Source organism: Amycolatopsis alba DSM 44262 (assembly GCF_000384215.1).
In the GTDB taxonomy this organism is placed as follows: Bacteria; Actinomycetota; Actinomycetes; order Mycobacteriales; family Pseudonocardiaceae; genus Amycolatopsis; species Amycolatopsis alba.
This window is the reverse complement of sequence record NZ_KB913032.1, coordinates 1,681,403-1,699,909: the sequence shown is the minus strand read 5'-3', so window position 1 is coordinate 1,699,909 and position 18,507 is coordinate 1,681,403. Positions and strand designations below refer to the sequence as shown.

Sequence of the window (18,507 nt, the reverse complement as noted above, 5' to 3'; positions counted from 1 at the left end):
TTTCCGGGCACGGCGAATACACCCCAGGTTGCGCAATTCCTTTGCTCCGAATGGCGGAACGGAATCGTTGAATAGGATCAACGGGGTGTTACCGTGCTGTTTGCTACTGGTCGGTACGCTAATGACGAGCCTGCTTGGTGACAAGAACTTCGGTCCGATCAAGACGTCACGTCCTGGTAACCGGTGAATTCTTGTCCCTTTGTGACAAAGGCGGACGCGGATCTTGTCCGTTCTTTCGCGATCTATGGCGCGTCAGGGCGTTCGGCGCTCCGGGGTGGGTGAGGCGCGGGACGGTCACCCACTTGGAGTCTCGATCGATCCTCGAGCGCCTTCACGGACCGGTGCTCGGAGCGCGGGCGTGGTGGCGACGGGAGTGCCCCGAGCGCCACGTGCGAGACACTCATCGTCTCAAGCGTGGCGCTCGGGGCGTGCGCCCGGAGGGGCGGAGCGTGCGGGCGGAGCGGTCAGTGCGCCAGTTCGGAGACCAGTTCGTAGGAGCGGACCCGGTCCGCCTGGTCGTGCACCATGGTCGTGATCATCAACTCGTTCGCGCCCGTGTCGGCCAGCAGCGTCTCGAGTCCCTTGTGGACCGTCTCGGGTGAACCGATGATGCTGCTCGAAGCCCGGTCCTCGATGAACACGCGCTCGATGTCGGTGTACGGGTAGGCCGCGGCGTCTTCCGGCGTCGGCAGCGGGATGGGGCGTCCCTTGCGCAGGCTGAGGAACGTCAGGCCGCTGGGCGCGGCCAGGTACTGGGCCCGCTCGTCGGTCTCGGCGGCGACCACGGAGACGCCGAGCATCACGTACGGCTCGTCCAGGACGTCCGACGGCTTGAACGCGTCGCGGTAAAGCGCCACGGCGGGAAGCGTGTTCTCGGCGCTGAAGTGGTGCGCGAAGGAGAACGGCAGGCCGAGTTCGCCTGCCATGCGCGCGCTGAAGCCGCTCGAACCGAGCAGCCACACCGGCGGCTTGTTGCCTTCGGCGGTCACGGCGTTGACCGCGCGCTGGTCGGAGTGCTCGAAGTAGGCCAGCAGTTCCGCGAACTGCTGCGGGAAGTTCTCCGCGGTGAGCCCGCCGGGGCCGCGCAGCGCCAGCGCGGTCCGCTGGTCGGTGCCAGGGGCGCGGCCGATGCCGAGGTCGATCCGGCCGGGGTGGAACGCCTCCAGGGTGCCGAACTGCTCGGCGACCACCAGCGGCGCGTGGTTCGGCAGCATGACCCCGCCGGAGCCGACCCGGATGCGTTCGGTGGCGGCGGCGACCTGGCCGATCATCACGGCGGTCGCGGAACTCGCGATACCGGGCATGTTGTGGTGCTCGGCGAGCCAGTACCGGTGATAGCCGAGCGCCTCGGTCCGGCGGGCGAGGTCGAGGGTGTTGCGCAGCGAATCGCCCACACCGCCCCCGGCCACGACGGGCGAGAGGTCGAGCACGGACAGCGGGATGTCAGGCAAGGAGGTCACGCATCGGTACAACGCGGCGGGCCCCCGATCCCTTCCCGTGACATCGGGCACCCTGTCGAACGATCGAAATTAACCGACTCGATGTGCCCGGTACCCGGCGGACTTCCGCCGTTTCCACGGTACGGTTGCCCCCGAATGTGAAGGTGGGAAAACCACTGAAAAGAAAGGATTGAGGGTGCCGCGTCCGGAGCGACCTTTGGACCATGGGGACGATCCGTTACTCGAGTTCGCCGCCGATCTCCGGCGATTGCGGGAGAAGGCCGGAAACCCGACGTACCGCGAGCTGGGCAGGCGTGCCCACTACTCGGCGGGCACCCTCTCCGAAGCCGCCGGCGGGAAGAAGATGCCCAGCTTGGCGGTCACATTGGCCTACGTCCGGGCGTGCGAAGGGCCCGAGGCGGAGTGGGAGGCCCGATGGCACGACGTGACCGAGCGGGCGCGCACCGGAGTCGGCGATTCACCGGTTGCCCCACCGAATGGGGAATCGGCACCTTATATCGGCCTGACCGCATTCGGGCAGGGTGACGCGGGGCGATTCTTCGGTCGCGAACGACTTGTCGAGAAACTCGTTACCAGGCTTTCGGGCCAAAGATTTCTGGCTGTTCTGGGAGCATCCGGTTCCGGTAAGTCCTCGTTGCTCCGGGCGGGTCTCTTGCCCGCCGTCGGAGAGAACTCGACGACGGTCCTGATGACCCCCGGTTCGCGGCCGCTGCAGGAGTGCGCCGTCCAGTTCGGCGCCGCGCTCGGGCTCGCGCCCGGCGGGCTGCTCGCGGAGTTCACCGAGCATCCGCGCAACCTCGGCCTCGCCGCCCGTCAGCTGGTCGCCGACCGCGAGGGCGACGTCTTGCTGGTCGTCGACCAGTTCGAAGAGGTCTTCACGCTCTGCCAGGACATCGAGGAGCGGGCGGCGTTCCTGACCGCGCTGGTCACCGCGACGACCGAGCCGGACAGCCGGACGAGGGTCGTCCTCGGCATCCGCACCGACTTCTACACGCACTGCGCGCGGCATCCCGAACTGGTCGAGGCCATGCAGGACGCGCAGATCCTCGTCGGCCCGATGAGCACCGAGGAGCTGCGGCTGGCCATCTCGCGCCCCGCGATCGACGCCGGGTACCGCGTCGAGAACGCACTGGTCTCGCGGCTGGTCGCCGACGCGACCGGGCAGCCCGGCGTGCTGCCGCTGCTCTCGCACGCCCTGCTGGAGACCTGGCGCCGCCGTCACGGCAACACCCTCACCCTCACCGGCTACGAGTCCACCGGCGGGATCGAACGGTCGGTCGCGCAGACCTCCGAGCACACCTTCACCGCGCTGAGCGAGCACCAGCAGCGCCTGGCGAACCAGATCTTCCTGCGGATGACCGCGCTCGGCGAAGGCACCGAGGACACCAAGCGCCGAATCACCCGCGACGAAGTGGACGCGGACGACCCGGACGTCGCCGTCGTGCTGGACAGGCTGGCTTCGTCTCGGCTGGTCACCCTCGACGACAACGGCATCGAGATCGCGCACGAAGCGCTGATCCGCGGCTGGCCAAGGCTGCGCGAATGGCTCGCCGAAGACCGAGAGGGCCTGCGCGTGCACCGCCAGCTCACCGAGGCGACCGACGCGTGGGAATCGGTCGGCCGCGACGACGGCTGGCTCTACCGCGGCGCGCGGCTGTCCATCGCGATGGAGTGGGCAGGCGAGCACGACAGCGCGCTTTCCCAGCGTGAACGCCGTTTCCTCGACGCGAGCGAGGCCATCGAGAACCACGAACAGGCCATCGCGCGCCGCCGCACCCGGCGGTTGCGTCAGCTGGTCGCGCTCCTGGCCGTACTGCTGGTGCTGGCGACGGCCGCGATGGTGTACGCCGTCCGCGCCGAGCAGACGGCGACCAGCCAGCGCAACAGCGCGCTCGCGCAGAAGGTCGCCGGGCAGGCCTTGGAGATGCGGGCGACGAACCCGGCGCTGGCCGCGCAGCTCGCGCTGGCGGCGTACCGCGTCGATCCGGGCGTGGAGACCCGCAGCAGTGTGCTCGGGATGGTCGCCTCGCCGTACTCGACCCGCGTCGCCGGGCACGCCAACCGGGTCAACTCGGCCGCCCTGCGCGGCGACGGTCAGGTGATGGTGACCGGCAGCTGGGATCAGACGGCGAAGCTGTGGGACGTCAAGGATCCCCATCGCCCGGTCGCACTGGCCACGCTGTCCGGGCATACGGACAACGTCAACTCGGTGGCGTTCAGCGCCGACGGTGCCACGGTCGCGACGGCTGGCTGGGACAAGACGGCCCGGTTGTGGAACGTCGCCGATCCCGCGAAACCCGTGCCGGGGGCGATGGCCGGGGAGCATCCGAGCCGGGTCAACGCGGTCGCGTTCAGCCCGGTGGCGCCGGTGCTGGCCACCGCGGACGGCGACGGCACGATCCGCCTGTTCGACGTCCGCGACCTCGCGAAACCGGTGCTCGTGGCCACCCTCACCGGCCACACCGGCAACGTCAACGGGATCGCCTACGCCCCCGACGGCCGGACGCTCGCCTCGGCGGGCGCAGACAAGACCGCGCGGCTGTGGGACGTCGCCGAACCGGGCAAGGCCAGGCCGCTCGGCGTGGTGACCGGGCATTCCGCCGGGGTCCACGCAGCGGCGTTCAGCCCGGACGGCCGGACGCTCGCCACCGCGAGCATCGACCAGACCGCGCGGCTGTGGAACCTCGCCGACCCGATGGCGCCCGCGCCGCTGGCGACGATGCCCGCCCACAAGACCATCGTGCGGTCCGTGGCGTTCAGCCCCGACGGGTCGACGCTGGCCACCACCGGTTTCGACCGCAACGCACGGCTGTGGGACGTCGCCGATCCGAAGAACCCGCGCGAGAAACTGCCGCTCTCCGGGCACACCGCGGCGGTGGTCTGGGCGGTGTTCTCCCGCGACGGCCGCACGCTGGTGACCGCGAGCGACGACCAGACGGTGCGGCTGTGGGAGCTGCCGGGGCCCGCGGTCAGCGGCCCGACGAGGTCGGCCTGCCGGGCGGTGTTCACCGCCGACGGGAAACTGCTGGCCACCGGGAGCCAGGACGGCGTGGTGCGGCTGAACGACGTCGGCGATCCGCGGAACCCGCGTGAGCTCGGCAAGATCACGGGCTTCGGGAACGGCGCCTGCGGTCTCGCGTTCAGCCCGGACGGACGCTCGCTCGCCGTCGGCTCCTGGGACCACACGATCCGGCTCATCGACGTCGCCGATCCGCGGAAACCGGTCGACCTCGGCGTCTTCAGCCGTCCCCCGGAGGACGTCGACGCGGTCGCGTTCAGCCCGGACGGCCGGACCCTCGCGACCGCGGGCACCGGTCACACGGTGAAGCTCTGGGACGTGGCGGACCAGCGGAAACCCGTCGAACTCGCGACACTGACCGGGCACGAGGACGACGTCCACTCACTCGCGTTCGGCCCGGACGGCCGCACTCTGCTGACCGGAGGCTGGGACCACACCGCGCGGCTATGGGACGTCTCCATGGTGAAGGCGCCGAAGCAGCTCTCGGTACTGAAGGGACACACCGACACGGTGTTCTCCGTCGCCTTCAGCCCGGACGGCAAACTCGCCGCGACCGGCGGCGCCGATCGCACGTCGAGGGTCTGGGACGTGTCGGATCCGGCGGCCCCGAGGGAGACCGCGCTGCTCACCGGGCACACCGACATCGTCATCTCGGTGGCCTTCAGCGGCGACGGGAAGATCCTCGCGACCGGCAGCTACGACCGGACCGTGCGACTATGGGATGTCTCCGCACCAGGGACGGCCCGCGAATCGGCGACCCTGGCCGAGGATGTCGACAGGGTCAACGCGGTGACGTTCGCCCCGGACGGGCACACGCTCGCGGCCTCCGCCGCGGACGGCAGCGTGCGGCTGTGGGAGACGAGCGCCGAAAGCGCCGCCGAACGCGTCTGCGCGACCGTGTACCCGCGGATCACGGCGGACGAGTGGGAACAACGCCTGCCGGGGCTCGATTACCGGCCTCCGTGCCCGTGACCACCGCCGATTCGTTGTTCGGCGTTGTTGTTCGGTGAAAGCGCGGTGACACCGAACAACGATTTGGCGCTAGAAATACCCCTGGACGTGCGATGCGTCCCCACATCGTTCACTCACCGGGGGTCTGAAGGGCTCCTTCAGGACATTCACCAGTGCCCTGAAGGAGCCCTTCAGCTTTTCGCGTTCGGGGAAAGAGGGATCAGGCGGCCGGGATCCAGTCCGGGTTGGAGGCCAGTACGGTCAGCTGCTGGGTCGCGCGGGTCAGCGCCACGTACAGCACCCGTCGCCCGGTGGTCGACTCCGTGATGAGGTCGTTGGGTTCCACCAGGACGACCGCGTCGTACTCGAGGCCCTTGGAATCGAGGCTGCCGACGACCTTGAGCCGCTCGTCCGAAAGCTCGGACAGCCAGCCCTCGACCTCGGGCACCCGGTCCATGGCGGTGATCACCCCGACCGTGCCTTCGACGACTCCCATCAGTTCCTTCACCGCGGCCTGCGTCGCCGCTTCCAGCCCGGCGGCCTCGACCGGCCGGACCTCCGGCGTGATGCCGGTCTGCCGCACCGCGCGCGGGAGCTCGTCGGCTTCGGCGTGCCCGGCGACGACCTTCGCGGCCAGGTCGAAGATCTCCGCCGAGTTCCGGTAGTTGGTGCGCAGGGTGAACCGGCGCCGGGTGGTCTTGAGCCCGAACGCCTGGTCGCGCGCCATCGCGGCCTCGGCCGGATCCGGCCAGGAACTCTGCACCGGGTCGCCGACCACGGTCCAGCTCGCGTACTTGCCGCGCCGCCCGACCATCCGCCACTGCATCGGCGAGAGGTCCTGCGACTCGTCGACGACCACGTGCGAGTACTCGTCGTAGTGCTCCGGCCGGGTCGGGGCGCCGCCGCGGTCCGGGTTGACCTCGATGTTCTGGCGGGCCCGGCGGCTCTTCGGCGGCTGCCCGATCAGGACGCGCAGCTCGTCGAGGAGCGCGACGTCGGCGATGGTCCAGCCACGCGAGCGGTCCGCGAAGTCGGCGGCCAGCATGCTGATCTCGTTGCGGTTGAGCAGGCCCTTCGCCGCGGAGGCGAGCCGCTTCTCGGTGCCGAGCCACCGCAGGATCTGCGCCGGGTACAGGATCGGCCACCAGACCACCAGGAACCGGTGGAACTCGATCCGCTCGCCGAGTTCGGAGACCAGCTCGGCCTTGTCGATCTGCCGCCCGTCGTCCTTCGCGTGCTGCTCGGCCTTCGCGGCGAGCGCGTCGAGCAGCAGTTCCGCGGCGCGGATCCGCGACCGGTTCGGCGGCCCGCCCGCGGTGTGGACCTTGCGGCGCACCTTGTCGAGTTCGCGCGCGTTCAGCCGCAGCACCTCGCCGCGGTAGACGATCTTCATGTCCTCGGGCGCGTCCGACGGCGTGTCCCGCAACGCGCGCAGCAGGATCTTGCGCATCCGCAGCGATCCCTTGATCGCGGCCAGCGGCGCGGCGTCCTGCCGGGTCGCTTCGAGGCCGTCGAGGACCTCGCCGAGCGCGCGCAGTTCGACGTTCGTCTCACCCATCGACGGCAGCACCCGCGAGATGTAGCTGGTGAACACCCCGGACGGGCCGATCACCAGCACGCCCGCGCCGCCGAGCTGGCGGCGGTGGCGGTAGAGCAGGTACGCCGCGCGGTGCAGCGCGACCGCGGTCTTGCCGGTGCCGGGACCGCCGGTGATCTCCGTGACACCGCGCCACGGCGCCCGGATGACCTCGTCCTGTTCCTTCTGGATGGTCGCGACGATGTCCCGCATCTTCTCGCCACGAGACCGTCCGAGCGCGGCCATGAGCGCGCCCTCGCCGACGATCTGCATGGTCTCCGGGACCGCGTCGGCGATCAGCACGTCGTCGTCGACGTCGAGCACGTTCTGCCCGGAGCACCGGATCACCCGGCGCCGGACGACGTCCATCGGCTCCTCGGCCGTCGCCTGGTAGAACGCGGCGGCGGCGGGCGCGCGCCAGTCGGTGACGAGGTTGTCGAACTCGGCGTCGCGGATCCCGAGACGGCCCACGTAGATGTGGTCGTTGTCGAGATGGTCGAGCCTGCCGAACACCAGCCCCTCGTACTCCGCGTCGAGAGTCTGGAGGGTCTGATTGGCGTGGTAGACCATCATGTCCCGTTCGAACAGCATCGACGCCTGCTCGAAGATCGCTTCCCGCCCGGCGCCATGGCCGATCTCATAGCCCTTGGTACGCATGGCCTCTGCCTGGGCTCGCAATTCGGCGAGCCGGGTGTAGACCGTGTCCACATGGGCTTGCTCGATGGCGATCTCGGCCCGTCTGACCCGAGGTTCGGACACGCAACGCTCCTAAACGCTTCTATCGCCTCCGAGGGCGAAGGACGACTCTACGCGAGCTGGGCGGCGGCTTCACCAAGTCCCGGCCAACGTCACGGTGGAAGCCGTTGAGGCACGATGCTGCAATGACCAGGATCGTGGCGGGGACCGCGGGCGGCAGGCGGTTGAAGGTCCCTCCGAAGGGCACGCGGCCCACGTCGGAACGGGTGCGCGAAGCGCTCTTCAACGCGCTGGAGGTCGCCGGCGAGCTGCAGGGGACCCAGGTCCTCGATCTCTACGCCGGTTCGGGCGCGCTCGGTTTGGAGGCGTTGTCCCGCGGTGCGTCGGGCGCGCTGTTCGTCGAGTCGGACCGGCGCGCGGTCGAAGTGCTCAAGGGCAACGTCGCCGCGCTCGGGCTCGGCGGCACTGTCCGGGCCGGGGCCGTCGAGTCCGTCGTGGCCGCTCCGGCGCCGGAAACGTTCGACATCGTCCTCGCCGATCCGCCGTACGCGGTGGATTCCACCCGCCTGGGGGAGGTCATGGCCGCGCTCGCGGCGGGCCGGTGGGTCACGGACGGTGCGCTGGTGGTGATCGAACGAGCCGCGCGGGACGGCGAGCCGGACTGGCCGCCGGGTTTCGAGCCGATGCGGACGAAGCGCTACGGCGACACCGCGCTCTACTGGGCCGAATATCAGGTGTGACGCAGCACTGAGAAAGCGCGCAGGACGCGCAAGGGGCCCTCGGCCTTGGTAGCGTCCGCGCCATGCGGCGTGCGGTCTGTCCCGGTTCCTACGATCCGGCCACCAATGGACATCTCGACATCATCGAGCGGGCGGCCAAGCTGTTCGACGAGGTCGTCGTCGCGGTGGGGGTGAACAAGAGCAAGAAGGGCCTGTTCACCACCGAGGAGCGGATGGACATCCTTCGCGAGATCACCGCGAAGCTGCCGAACGTGCGCGTCGACTCCTGGCAAGGACTCCTGGTCGACTACTGCCGCGAGAACGACATCATCGCCGTCGCGAAGGGCCTGCGGTCGGTCAGCGACTTCGACTACGAGCTCCAGATGGCCCAGATGAACCGCGAGCTGACCGGGCTCGAAACGCTGCTGATGGCGAACAACCCGGCGTACGGTTTCGTGTCGAGTTCGCTGGTCAAGGAGATCTCCGCGCTCGGTGGCGACATCGAGCACCTGGTGCCCCCCGTAGTGTTCAAGCGTCTCGCGGAGAAGTACTCCGAACGAGGTTGACCCGAACGGCCGAAGCCGTTGGTCGGTCAGCGGTGAGCGGCGGTGGAGAGTTCATCTCGACGCCTTCTGGCGAACACACGATCGGGTTACGGTCCGAAAATGACCAACAAACGATCGCGGGCCGCCGCCGCGCTGCTCGTTCTGCTTGTCACGTTCTTCGGCGGGGTCGGTGCCGCGCAGGCCGCGACGCCCGTCTCCATCCAGCAGAACCCTTGCGGGGATCTCGCCGGGTTCAAGCACGTGTCGCTCCCGTCGCTGCCCGCCGAGGCGACGACGACGTACAACCTCATCCAGAAGGGCGGGCCGTACCCGTACCCGGACAACGACGGGACGGTCTTCTCGAACCGGGAGAACATCCTCCCGAAGTGCGCTTCGGGCTACTACCACGAGTACACCGTCCCGACCCCTGGCTCGTCGAACCGCGGCACGCGCCGCATCGTCACCGGGACCGGCGGGGAGTACTTCTACACCGGCGACCACTACAAGACCTTCTCCGTGATCGACGTCAAGGGCACCCCGGCGCCGACCTGCGGTGACACCTCGAAGCTGGCGAAGACCGGCTACTCGACGCTGTCCTCCGCGGCGAAGTCCGTGGTGGACAAGGCCCGCGGCGGCGCGACCGGCACGGTCTACGAGAACCGCGAAGGCGTGCTGCCGTCGTGCGCCGCCGGCTACTACCAGCTGTTCCCGGTGGGCTCGAACGACCGCGTGATCTCCGGCAAGGGCGGCGAGATCTTCTACACGCCCGACCACTACGTGACCTTCAAGCTGGTCAATCTCAACGGCTGAGCCGTCCGTGCAACGTTTCGTGCCTCCCCGTCCGTGAGATACACCGGAACACGGATGAGGAGGCACGATGCGGTCTGGGGACGATGCGAGTTTCAGGGAGTTCGCCAGAGACAAAGCGCTGCCGCTGCGGCGGACGGCGTACTTGCTCTGCGGCGACTGGCATCTCGCGGAGGATCTGGTCCAAACCGCGCTGATACGCCTTTACCGGGTCTGGCCGAAGGTCCGCCGGAAAGGCCCCGTCGACAACTACACGAGGCAGATCCTGATGCGCTGCTGGCTCGATGAGCGGCGGCGACCGTGGCGGAGCAGAGAGAACCGCGACGGCGTCTTCCCCGAAGAGCCCGTGGCCCCGGCGAACACCGGTATTTCGGATTCGCTGCTTCGCGCCCTCGCCGAAGTTCCGCCGAAACAGCGCGCCGTCGTCGTGCTGCGCTATTGCGCCGATCTCCCGGTCGCGGAGGTCGCCGTCGCGCTGCGCTGTTCGGAAGGGACGGTCAGGAGCCAGGCCGCGCGGGGACTCGACGTCCTCCGCGCGGCCCTGCAGAGACAGCACGACGAGGCTGTCTCCGGGAGGAGCGTGTGATGGACGAACTCGAGAACAGGCTGCGCGGGATCAAGCTGGCCGAGCCCCCGCTCGGCTTCGATCCGGACGAGGTCGCCGGGGCGGCGGCGAAGAAGGCGCGAAACCGGCGGGCGGTCGTTTCGACGGGGGTGGCGACGCTGGCGGTGATCGCGGCGGCGATGGTGTTCGTGGCGCCGGGGGAGGGTCCGGCGCCGGTCTCGCCCGCCGCCCCGGCCACTTCGGTGCTCCCGCCCCAGATCCGGCCGGACGAGAACACGCCGCGCATGGACCTGACGGCGCAGAAGACCCGCAATCTCGAACATCTGAAGAAGGTGGTCACGGCTCTTCTGCCCGGCGCGACCGAGCTCACGGTCGGCGAGTTCCAGCAGGACTACCCGGACCAGTGGGACCTGATGACCGCGAGCGTGCGTTACCGGGACACCTCGAAGAAGGAACGAGGGTTCAACGTGACGCTCAGCGGTGTGGTCTCCACCAAGAACGGATATTCCCATCGGACCGCCTGCCCCGAGGTCAAGGTCACGTTGCCGGACGGGAAACCCCTGCGGTGCGAGGTGCTGCCGCAGCCGGGCGGGGCGCGAGTCTTGATCGAGGAGAAAGGCCTGGCAGGCCCGGATCTGAAGGGAACGACCGTCGAATCGGTCGTCGGCCGCGACGCGATCGCGTTCCAGGCCGACGGCACCGCGGTCGCCGTGACGGACATCGGCGCGCTGCGCGTCCGCGGCACTCCGTCGCTGACCGACCAGCAGTTGCTGGCGCTCGTCCTGGATCCGGAGCTGACCCTTCGGTGATCATGGCGCGCGGTATCGGGCGGGACACGCCCGGTACCGCGCGCTTTCACCCCTTACGGCGGCGATGAGGGCAAACTGAGTTCAGGGAATGTGGGGATCGCTGTAGGTAGGGAGTGGCCGTGTACCGGGTTTTCGAGGCGCTCGACGAGCTCGTCACCATCGTGGAGGAAGCCCGCGGCGTGCCGATGACCTCCAGTTGCGTCGTACCGCGCGGGGACACCCTCGAGCTGCTCGACGACATCCGCGACGCCCTTCCGGGTGAAGTGGACGACGCGCAGGACGTCCTCGACAAACGTGATCAGCTGATCCAGACCGCCCGCACCGAAGCGGCGGAGACGGTCACCACGGCGAACACCGAGGCCGACCGCACGGTCGCCGACGCGCAGGCGGAGGCCGAGCGCATCCTCGCCGACGCCCGCGCCCGCGCCGAGCAGATGATGGGCGACGCGCACGGCGAGGCCGAGCGCATGGTCGCCGCCGGGCAGGCCGAGTTCCAGAACCTCACCGACCGCTCGCGGGCCGAGTCGGAGCGCATGATCCAGGCAGGCCGCGACGCCTACGATCGCGCCATCGAGGACGGCCGCGCCGAACAGGCCCGGCTCGTCGCGCAGACCGAGGTCGTGCAGGCCGCGCACGGCGAAGCGGCGCGCATCGTCGACGAGGCGCACGTCGAGGCCGACAAGCAGCGCACCGACTGCGACGCCTACGTCGACGGCAAGCTCGCCGAGTTCTCCGAGCTGCTGGCGACCACGCTGCGGACGGTCGACTCCGGGCGCAACCACCTGCGGTCCCCGGTCAACCTGCCGGGCAACAGCCGGACGTCGCTGTACGACTACCAGGCTTGACGGGGACCGTGCCGGTAAAGAGGTGGCGGCACCTGCGTACCCTGATCACCGATGTCTGAGAACAAGTCGCCGCAGGCCAGGCCTGCGCAACTGGACGACCGGAACCCGTGGGTGCTCGACACCCGTGAACTCGGCCGTCACGCCGGCCTGAGCAAGGCCGTCCAACGCGCCATTCCCGTCGAGACCGCGCTCGGTGTGCCCGACGTCATCACCATCGACGCCGGCTCCAGCCTCGAACTCGACCTGATGCTCGAATCCGTCGTCGAAGGCGTGCTCGTCACCGGCACGGCGTCGGCCGTCGCGACGGGGCACTGCTCGCGGTGCCTCGACCCGATCACCGTGGACGTCGAGGTCGACCTGACCGAGCTCTTCGCCTATCCCGGCTCCTCGACCGAGGAGACCACCGACGAGGACGAGATCCCCCGCCTGGTGGACGACCGGATCGACCTCGAGCCGACGGTCCGCGACGCGGTGGTGCTCGCGCTGCCGCTGGCCCCGCTGTGCACCGAAGACTGCCAGGGACTGTGCATCGAATGCGGTGTCAAGTGGGCCGATCTCGAGCCTGGGCACGGGCATGAGAAGATAGACCCTCGGTGGGCCACGCTGGTGAAGCGTTTCGGCGACGAAACGGCAGATGACCAGGCTGATGGCCCCGGAAAGCAAGCCTGACGAGCACCAGCTCGTTCCGGAGAAGCAAGTTCGCTCGCGACCGCGGGCAGACCGTCTGAAGGAGATCTACTCGTGGCCGTCCCGAAGCGGAAGATGTCGCGATCCAACACCCGCGCGCGCCGCAGCCAGTGGAAGGCGGCTCCGGTTCAGCTGGTGCCCTGCTCCAACCGCGCCTGCAAGCAGCCGAAGCTCCAGCACATCGCGTGCCCGGCCTGCGGCCAGCACAACGGTCGCCAGGTCGTCGAGCCCGCCTGATCGGCAGCTGACCGACATGGGGGGCAAATCGGCCGGTGGACCGCCCGCTGACCCCGCACCACTGCTCGAAGCGCTCGGGATCACCATCGAACCCGAGCTGCTGACGCTGTCGCTGACCCACCGTTCTTATGCCTATGAGAACGGTGGGTTGCCGCCGAACGAGCGTCTGGAGTTCCTCGGGGACGCGGTGCTGGGTCTGGTCGTCACCGACCACCTCTACAACACGCATCCCGACCTGGCCGAAGGTCAGCTCGCGAAGCTTCGTGCCAGCGTGGTCAACATGCACGCGCTGGCGCGGGTCGCGCGCGGCCTCGGTGAGGGCGGGCTGGGTACGCATCTGCTGCTGGGCAAGGGCGAAGAGCTCACCGGCGGCCGGGACAAGGCGAGTATCCTCGCCGACGGGCTCGAAGCCGTCATCGGCGCCGCGTACCAGCAGCACGGCATCGAGATCGCGCGCCAGCTCGTGCACCACCTGTTCGACGGCCTGCTCGCCGAAGCGCCGCTGCGCGGTGCCGGCCTGGACTGGAAGACCAGTCTCCAGGAGCTGACCGCGTCGGCAGGGCTCGGTGTGCCCGAGTACAAGGTCGAGGACACCGGTCCCGACCACCGCAAGGAGTTCAGCGCCACCGTCCTCGTCGGCGGTCGCGAACTCGGCTACGGCTCGGGGACGACCAAGAAGGAAGCCGAGCAGAAGGCCGCCGAGACGGCCTGGCGCCAGCTTTCGGCCGAACTCGACATCGAGCAGCCGCCGAAGACGACCTGAGTCCTCCTCAGCGGGACGACTCGTTGACGTCTCAGTCGGTGAATCAGTAACCTCAACGCAGTCCGCCGCCACTGATGCGACCTTCCCGGTCGCCTATCGAGAGGTCGGCGGATGCGTCTTTTCTGCCTTGTCACAGCGACCGCGCTGGCACTGACGGCAGGTCCTGCCACGGCTTCGGCCGCTCAAGTCGTGCGAGTGACGTCGCTCGGCGCGTTGCAGTCCGCGATCGACAAGGCCCAGCCGGGCGATGAGATCCGGCTGGCCGACGGAAGCTACTCGGCGAGCTCGGCGATCTCGATCAAACGGTCCGGATCGGCGAGCGCGCCGATCACGATCACCGCGGAAAACGTCGGCAAGGCCGAGATCAAGGGATCCGCGGGCTTCTCGTTCTCCTCGAACGCGTCGAACGTCGTCCTGCGCGGCTTCAAGCTGCGGCACGGCGGTTCGCTGAGCGTGCCCGCCGGCAGCACGCACAACCGGCTGACCCGGCTCGACGTCCAGCTCACCAGCGGCGGCAACTGGGTCACGCTCAACGGCGACGACGCCGAGTTCGACCACAACGTGCTGCAGAACCGCACCAGCCAAGGCGTCTTCCTCCAGGTGCTCGGGCGGTCGGACGACATGGCGAAGCGCGTCCGCGTGCACCACAACTACTTCTTCAACCACCAGTTCACCGGGTCGAACGGCGGCGAGTCGATCCGGTTCGGGCTGAGCAACCACCAGAAGTACCCGGCAGGCGGGATCGTCGAGTACAACCTGTTCGAGAAGGCTGACGGGGACTCCGAAGCGATTTCCGTGAAGTCTTCGGACAACGTCGTCCGGTACAACACGATCCGCGACAGCCGCGGGTTCATCGTGCTGCGCCACGGGGATCGCAGCGTGGTCGAGGGGAACATCCTGCTGGGCAAGTCCGGGATCCGCTTCCACGGCAACGACCACAAGATCGTCGGCAACTACGTGAACTCCACGGCGAACCGCGGGATCGTGTTCGGCTCGGGCGACGAGGCCGACAGCGGACCGGACAGCAAGCTCCACGACCGGCCCGACCGCGTCGTGGTCGCGTACAACACCGTGGTCGGCACCACCGACGGCATCCACGGCGACGGCGGTGCTTTCAAACCCAAGGATTGCGTGCTGGCGAACAACATCCTGCAGGGGACGGGAACGCTCGTGAGCATGCCGGGCGGTTCGGAGGTGAAGTACGAGGGGAACATCGCCTGGGGCGGGCCCGCCGGGATGCCTTCGAGCGGGTACGAGGCCGTCGATCCCAAGCTGACGCAGGGCTTCCGGCTGTCCGCGGGAAGCCCGGCGATCGACGCCGGCGTCGGGTCCTATCCCTTCGCGGGGACCGACATCGATCTGCAGGCGCGGTCGGGGAAGTTCGACGTCGGGGCCGACGAGTTGCTGGCCGGTGGGACGCGGAAAGCGTTGACGAAGGCGGACGTGGGGCCGCTCGCTCCCTGATCCCCACACACCCCTCACTGACCGCAGGTACGCGCGTATTTGCCTACCTGCGCCTGACCTGCATGAAAGGCGAGCGCCGGAGTCGACGGTGAAGGAATCGGGACGTTCAGTGTCCTGATTCCTTCACCGTCGCGGTCTCGGTTGGAACCGTCCTCACCACTCACGAGGCTGTCCGCCGCCCAGTGGGAGAATCGACGGCATGCCCGAACTCCCCGAGGTCGAGGTGGTCCGCGCCGGGCTCGAGGCGCATGTCGCCGGCCGGACGATCACCGACGTCGAAGTCCTGCACGCCCGCGCGATCCGCCGTCACGAACTCGGCGCCGAGGATTTCACCGGACGGCTCTCCGGCACCAAGATCGTCGCCGCCCGGCGCCGCGGCAAGTATCTGTGGCTGGAACTCTCCGACGGCCAGGCCATGCTCGCGCACCTCGGCATGAGCGGCCAGATGCTCGTCCAGCCCGACGACGCGCCCGACGAGAAGCACCTTCGCGTGAGGTTCCGCTTCGCCGACAACGGGCCCGAACTGCGCTTCGTCGACCAGAGGACCTTCGGCGGGCTCGCGCTCGCGGAACTCACCGAGGTCGACGGGACAGCCTTGCCGGGCACCATCGCGCATATCGCCCGCGACCCGATGGACCCGCGCTTCGATCTCGATCAGGCCGTCCGCGCGCTGCGGTCGAGGCGGACCGAGATCAAACGCGCCTTGCTCGACCAGACTCTCGTCTCCGGCATCGGCAACATCTACGCCGACGAGGCTCTCTGGCGGTCCAAGCTCCACTGGGCTCGCCCGACCGACAGGCTCACCGCGGCGCACGGGCGCACGGTGCTCACCGCCGCCAGTGAGGTCATGGCCGCCGCGCTCGTCGCGGGCGGGACGTCGTTCGACGCGCTTTACGTCAACATCAACGGTCAATCCGGCTATTTCGACCGTTCCCTCGACGCGTACGGTCAGGAAGGCCTGCCCTGCGGCCGGTGCGGGACGGCGATCCGGCGTGACCCCTTCATGAACCGTTCGTCGTTCTCGTGCCCGCGATGCCAGCCACGCCCTCGCGTGAGGTGAAAACTGTCGTGTATGAATGCGGGTACCGCGTCAACTAGCATGAACGGGCATGACATGTAGGGAGTGGGATGGTGGCCGCGACCGAGCCCGGCAAGACGACGCTCGCCGAAAAGATCGACAAGCTGTTCCAGATCGTGCTGAGACCCGATCGTGAACCGTACAGCCACGAGGAGGTCGCCAAGGCCTGCCGAGAGGCCACCGGCGAGAGTTTCTCGACGACGTACCTGTGGCAGTTGCGCACCGGTCGCCGCGACAACCCCACGAAACGCCACCTCGAGGCGCTCGCCCAGTTCTTCGGCGTCTCGCCGGCGTATTTCTTCGACGACGTGCAGAGTGCCAAGATCGCCGAGGAGCTCGCGCTGCTCGGCGCTCTCCGTGACGCCGGTGTCCGCGATGTCGCGCTGCGGGCCGTAACACTTTCCCCCGACGGACTCGACACCATCAGCGACATGATCGACGCGATCGCCCGCAGGGAATCCGGACGGGGCGGCCCGAAGAGGGAGGCGTGAGTGGACCGCCGCCGTAAGGAGTTGTGGCGCCGCTGCCGGAGTCTCGCCGACGGTGTGAGCCTTCCCGAGCCCTTCGACGCCGACGCCTTCATCGCCGAACTGGCCGCCGAACGCGGCCGCCCGATCGAATTGATGCAGGTCAACGTCCCCTCCAGCGGTCCGTGCGGGCTGCTGATGAGCACCGAACGCGCCGACTACATCCTCTATCCGACCAACACCACCGCCCTGCACCGGCGGCATATCCTCCTGCACGAGGTCGGCCACCTGCTGTGCGGCCACGTCGGTTCGGACGCGGGCGCCGACGGGATCGCGCTCGACGCCGCCGCCAGCAAGACCCTCATGCCGAACCTGTCGCCCGAACTCGTCCGCCGTGTCCTGGGCCGCACGGGATACAGCGCCGTCGAGGAACAGGAGGCCGAGCTGCTGGCGAGCCTGCTGGCGCAACGCGTCTCCCGGACGGCGGTGCGCGGCGCGGCGCACCTCGACGAGAGCGGGAGCGATCTCGCCGGCGGGATGGCCAGGGTCGACAACCTCTTCGGCAACCGGAAGCGTCGCCAGCCGTGACCGAGACCATCGCGTACTTCTGCTGCGTGGTGGCTTTCGCGGGCTTCGGATACAAGCTGATCCAGGCTCGCCACACCCAGCCGCTGCGGCGGATGTGGTTCCTCAGCGCGTTCGGGACGTGCATCGCGGGCGGCATCATGCTGCTCACCCCGGCCATGGAGAACGCGGTGGGGGTCGAGGAGCCCATCGGCAGTCTCCTGAATCTCGCCGCGGATGTGCTCAAGATCGGTGCGATGGCCTTCGCGGTGGCGTTCGCGCATTCGCTGAAACTGGGGGAGGGCAAGCGGATCGGCTGGCACGCGTTGCTGTCCTGGGCCGTCGTGGCCGCCGAGATCGTGCTCTTCTTCCTCTCCGACAGCTATCGCGTCGGCGAGCACACCGCCGCCGGACCGGGCAGGCTCGGCTGGTTCGTCGCGTACAACGTCCTCTTTCTCGTTTACGGCCTGATCAGCCTGCTGACCTTCTCGATCGTCTTCGCCCGCTTCGCGCGTCATGCCGATCCCGGTCCGCTTCGCACCGGGCTGTGGCTGCTCGTCGGTGGCGGGGTGTCCGCGCTGGCCTGGACCTTCTGGGACGTCGACGACATCTACGTCCTCGCCACCACCGGCGAGGTCAACGCGGGTGAGGACACGATCTCGGCGATCTTGGCGGCGCTGAGCGTCGGGCTCGCCGGGGCGGGCGCCACGCTCAGCGTGTGGGGGCCCGCGCTGGCGGCCCCGTTCCGCCTGATCGGCATGTACCGGACCTACCGCCGCATCGAGCCGCTGTGGACCGCGCTGCGCGAAGCCGTCCCCGGAATCGCGCTGGACCCCGGTCCCGGTATGCCCGGCGGTGTCGAATTCGCCTTGTACCGCAGGGTCATCGAAATCCGGGACGGTCATCTCGCGCTGCGCCCCTACTTCGACCCGGACGTCCCGCCGGTCGCGGAAGCCGAGGCCCGCAAGGCGAAGATCCCCGAAGCCCGTGTCCCGGCGACGATCGAGGCCGCGGCACTGGCCGCCGCGCTCGTCGCCTCCGAGGCGGGCCGCCGGTACGCCCCCGACGACGTTCCGGCGACCTACCTCGACGAGCCGGACATCGCCACCGAGGCGGCGTGGCTGGTGGAGGTCACGCATGCCTGGCGACGGTCCACAGTGGTCGGTCGCATCCGGGACCGGGCGCGGGAATCCGTTGCCGTCCAGGCATGACTGCCACGAACGCCGCAGCCTCGGCCCGGTGTCCGCCGGCCGCG

General features: G+C 69.0%; 17 protein-coding genes. 15 read left to right on the top strand and 2 right to left on the bottom strand.

Going from position 1 to position 18,507, the window contains the following annotated elements:
- Nucleotides 1-464: 464 nt before the first annotated feature.
- A complete protein-coding gene (locus AMYAL_RS0107825) occupies nucleotides 465-1,460 on the bottom strand; it encodes an LLM class flavin-dependent oxidoreductase (RefSeq protein WP_020630756.1) in 996 nt (331 codons plus the stop codon).
- 175 nt (nucleotides 1,461-1,635) lie between these two features.
- Here AMYAL_RS0107825 and AMYAL_RS0107820 point away from each other — a divergent pair, with 175 nt between their 5' ends.
- Entirely contained in the window at nucleotides 1,636-5,451 is a 3,816-nt protein-coding gene (locus AMYAL_RS0107820; protein WP_483413471.1) for an nSTAND1 domain-containing NTPase, read from the top strand.
- 199 nt (nucleotides 5,452-5,650) lie between these two features.
- Here AMYAL_RS0107820 and AMYAL_RS0107815 read toward each other — a convergent pair whose 3' ends face one another.
- Nucleotides 5,651-7,765, bottom strand: coding sequence for a HelD family protein (locus AMYAL_RS0107815; protein WP_020630754.1), 2,115 nt, complete (start codon nucleotides 7,763-7,765; stop codon nucleotides 5,651-5,653).
- A 104-nt stretch (nucleotides 7,766-7,869) separates the two neighbouring features.
- Between AMYAL_RS0107815 and rsmD the strand changes: the two genes are divergently transcribed.
- The 14 genes from rsmD (at nucleotide 7,870) to AMYAL_RS0107745 (ending at nucleotide 18,463) form a co-directional block, all read left to right on the top strand.
- Nucleotides 7,870-8,442: a 16S rRNA (guanine(966)-N(2))-methyltransferase RsmD gene (rsmD, locus tag AMYAL_RS0107810; protein WP_280632803.1), complete on the top strand. Its 573-nt coding sequence runs from the start codon at nucleotides 7,870-7,872 to the stop codon at nucleotides 8,440-8,442.
- 62 nt (nucleotides 8,443-8,504) lie between these two features.
- Nucleotides 8,505-8,987: a pantetheine-phosphate adenylyltransferase gene (coaD, locus tag AMYAL_RS0107805; RefSeq protein ID WP_020630752.1), complete on the top strand. Its 483-nt coding sequence runs from the start codon at nucleotides 8,505-8,507 to the stop codon at nucleotides 8,985-8,987.
- 99 nt (nucleotides 8,988-9,086) lie between these two features.
- Nucleotides 9,087-9,776, top strand: a complete 690-nt coding sequence (locus AMYAL_RS0107800; protein WP_020630751.1) for a ribonuclease domain-containing protein — start codon at nucleotides 9,087-9,089, stop codon at nucleotides 9,774-9,776.
- Nucleotides 9,777-9,843: 67 nt separating this feature from the next.
- Nucleotides 9,844-10,359: a SigE family RNA polymerase sigma factor gene (locus AMYAL_RS0107795; RefSeq protein ID WP_020630750.1), complete on the top strand. Its 516-nt coding sequence runs from the start codon at nucleotides 9,844-9,846 to the stop codon at nucleotides 10,357-10,359.
- The gene (locus AMYAL_RS0107790) at nucleotides 10,359-11,147 is read left to right on the top strand and encodes a hypothetical protein (protein WP_020630749.1); all 789 of its coding nucleotides are present in this window, start codon (nucleotides 10,359-10,361) and stop codon (nucleotides 11,145-11,147) included. Before AMYAL_RS0107795 ends, AMYAL_RS0107790 begins: the two co-directional genes overlap by 1 nt.
- A gap of 119 nt (nucleotides 11,148-11,266) precedes the next feature.
- The gene (locus tag AMYAL_RS0107785) at nucleotides 11,267-11,992 is read left to right on the top strand and encodes a DivIVA domain-containing protein (RefSeq protein WP_026466839.1); all 726 of its coding nucleotides are present in this window, start codon (nucleotides 11,267-11,269) and stop codon (nucleotides 11,990-11,992) included.
- 51 nt (nucleotides 11,993-12,043) lie between these two features.
- Entirely contained in the window at nucleotides 12,044-12,661 is a 618-nt protein-coding gene (locus AMYAL_RS0107780; RefSeq protein WP_020630747.1) for a YceD family protein, read from the top strand.
- Nucleotides 12,662-12,733: 72 nt separating this feature from the next.
- A complete protein-coding gene (rpmF, locus tag AMYAL_RS0107775; RefSeq protein WP_005160412.1) occupies nucleotides 12,734-12,916 on the top strand; it encodes a 50S ribosomal protein L32 in 183 nt (60 codons plus the stop codon).
- Between the two features lie 16 nt (nucleotides 12,917-12,932).
- Nucleotides 12,933-13,679: a ribonuclease III gene (rnc, locus tag AMYAL_RS0107770; protein ID WP_020630746.1), complete on the top strand. Its 747-nt coding sequence runs from the start codon at nucleotides 12,933-12,935 to the stop codon at nucleotides 13,677-13,679.
- 111 nt (nucleotides 13,680-13,790) lie between these two features.
- On the top strand, nucleotides 13,791-15,143 hold the full coding sequence (locus tag AMYAL_RS0107765) for a polysaccharide lyase 6 family protein (protein ID WP_026466838.1): 1,353 nt from the start codon (nucleotides 13,791-13,793) through the stop codon (nucleotides 15,141-15,143).
- A gap of 199 nt (nucleotides 15,144-15,342) precedes the next feature.
- On the top strand, nucleotides 15,343-16,203 hold the full coding sequence (gene mutM, locus AMYAL_RS0107760; RefSeq protein WP_020630744.1) for a bifunctional DNA-formamidopyrimidine glycosylase/DNA-(apurinic or apyrimidinic site) lyase: 861 nt from the start codon (nucleotides 15,343-15,345) through the stop codon (nucleotides 16,201-16,203).
- A 68-nt stretch (nucleotides 16,204-16,271) separates the two neighbouring features.
- Nucleotides 16,272-16,712 carry a helix-turn-helix domain-containing protein gene (locus tag AMYAL_RS0107755; protein ID WP_020630743.1) on the top strand — a complete coding sequence of 147 codons (441 nt, stop codon included), beginning with the start codon at nucleotides 16,272-16,274 and terminating at the stop codon, nucleotides 16,710-16,712.
- Complete coding sequence (locus AMYAL_RS0107750; RefSeq protein ID WP_020630742.1) at nucleotides 16,713-17,276, top strand: ImmA/IrrE family metallo-endopeptidase; 564 nt, start codon at nucleotides 16,713-16,715, stop codon at nucleotides 17,274-17,276.
- A complete protein-coding gene (locus tag AMYAL_RS0107745; protein ID WP_020630741.1) occupies nucleotides 17,273-18,463 on the top strand; it encodes an MAB_1171c family putative transporter in 1,191 nt (396 codons plus the stop codon). Before AMYAL_RS0107750 ends, AMYAL_RS0107745 begins: the two co-directional genes overlap by 4 nt.
- Nucleotides 18,464-18,507: the final 44 nt, after the last annotated feature.

Bases quoted from the DNA above. Each gene is read 5' to 3' on its own strand.
- coaD (WP_020630752.1), top strand. From the start codon at position 8,505: ATGCGGCGTGCGGTCTGTCCCGGTTCCTACGATCCGGCCACCAATGGA.
- AMYAL_RS0107800 (WP_020630751.1), top strand. From the start codon at position 9,087: ATGACCAACAAACGATCGCGGGCCGCCGCCGCGCTGCTCGTTCTGCTT.
- AMYAL_RS0107795 (WP_020630750.1), top strand. From the start codon at position 9,844: ATGCGGTCTGGGGACGATGCGAGTTTCAGGGAGTTCGCCAGAGACAAA.
- AMYAL_RS0107790 (WP_020630749.1), top strand. From the start codon at position 10,359: ATGGACGAACTCGAGAACAGGCTGCGCGGGATCAAGCTGGCCGAGCCC.
- AMYAL_RS0107780 (WP_020630747.1), top strand. From the start codon at position 12,044: ATGTCTGAGAACAAGTCGCCGCAGGCCAGGCCTGCGCAACTGGACGAC.
- rnc (WP_020630746.1), top strand. From the start codon at position 12,933: ATGGGGGGCAAATCGGCCGGTGGACCGCCCGCTGACCCCGCACCACTG.
- AMYAL_RS0107765 (WP_026466838.1), top strand. From the start codon at position 13,791: ATGCGTCTTTTCTGCCTTGTCACAGCGACCGCGCTGGCACTGACGGCA.
- mutM (WP_020630744.1), top strand. From the start codon at position 15,343: ATGCCCGAACTCCCCGAGGTCGAGGTGGTCCGCGCCGGGCTCGAGGCG.
- AMYAL_RS0107755 (WP_020630743.1), top strand. From the start codon at position 16,272: ATGGTGGCCGCGACCGAGCCCGGCAAGACGACGCTCGCCGAAAAGATC.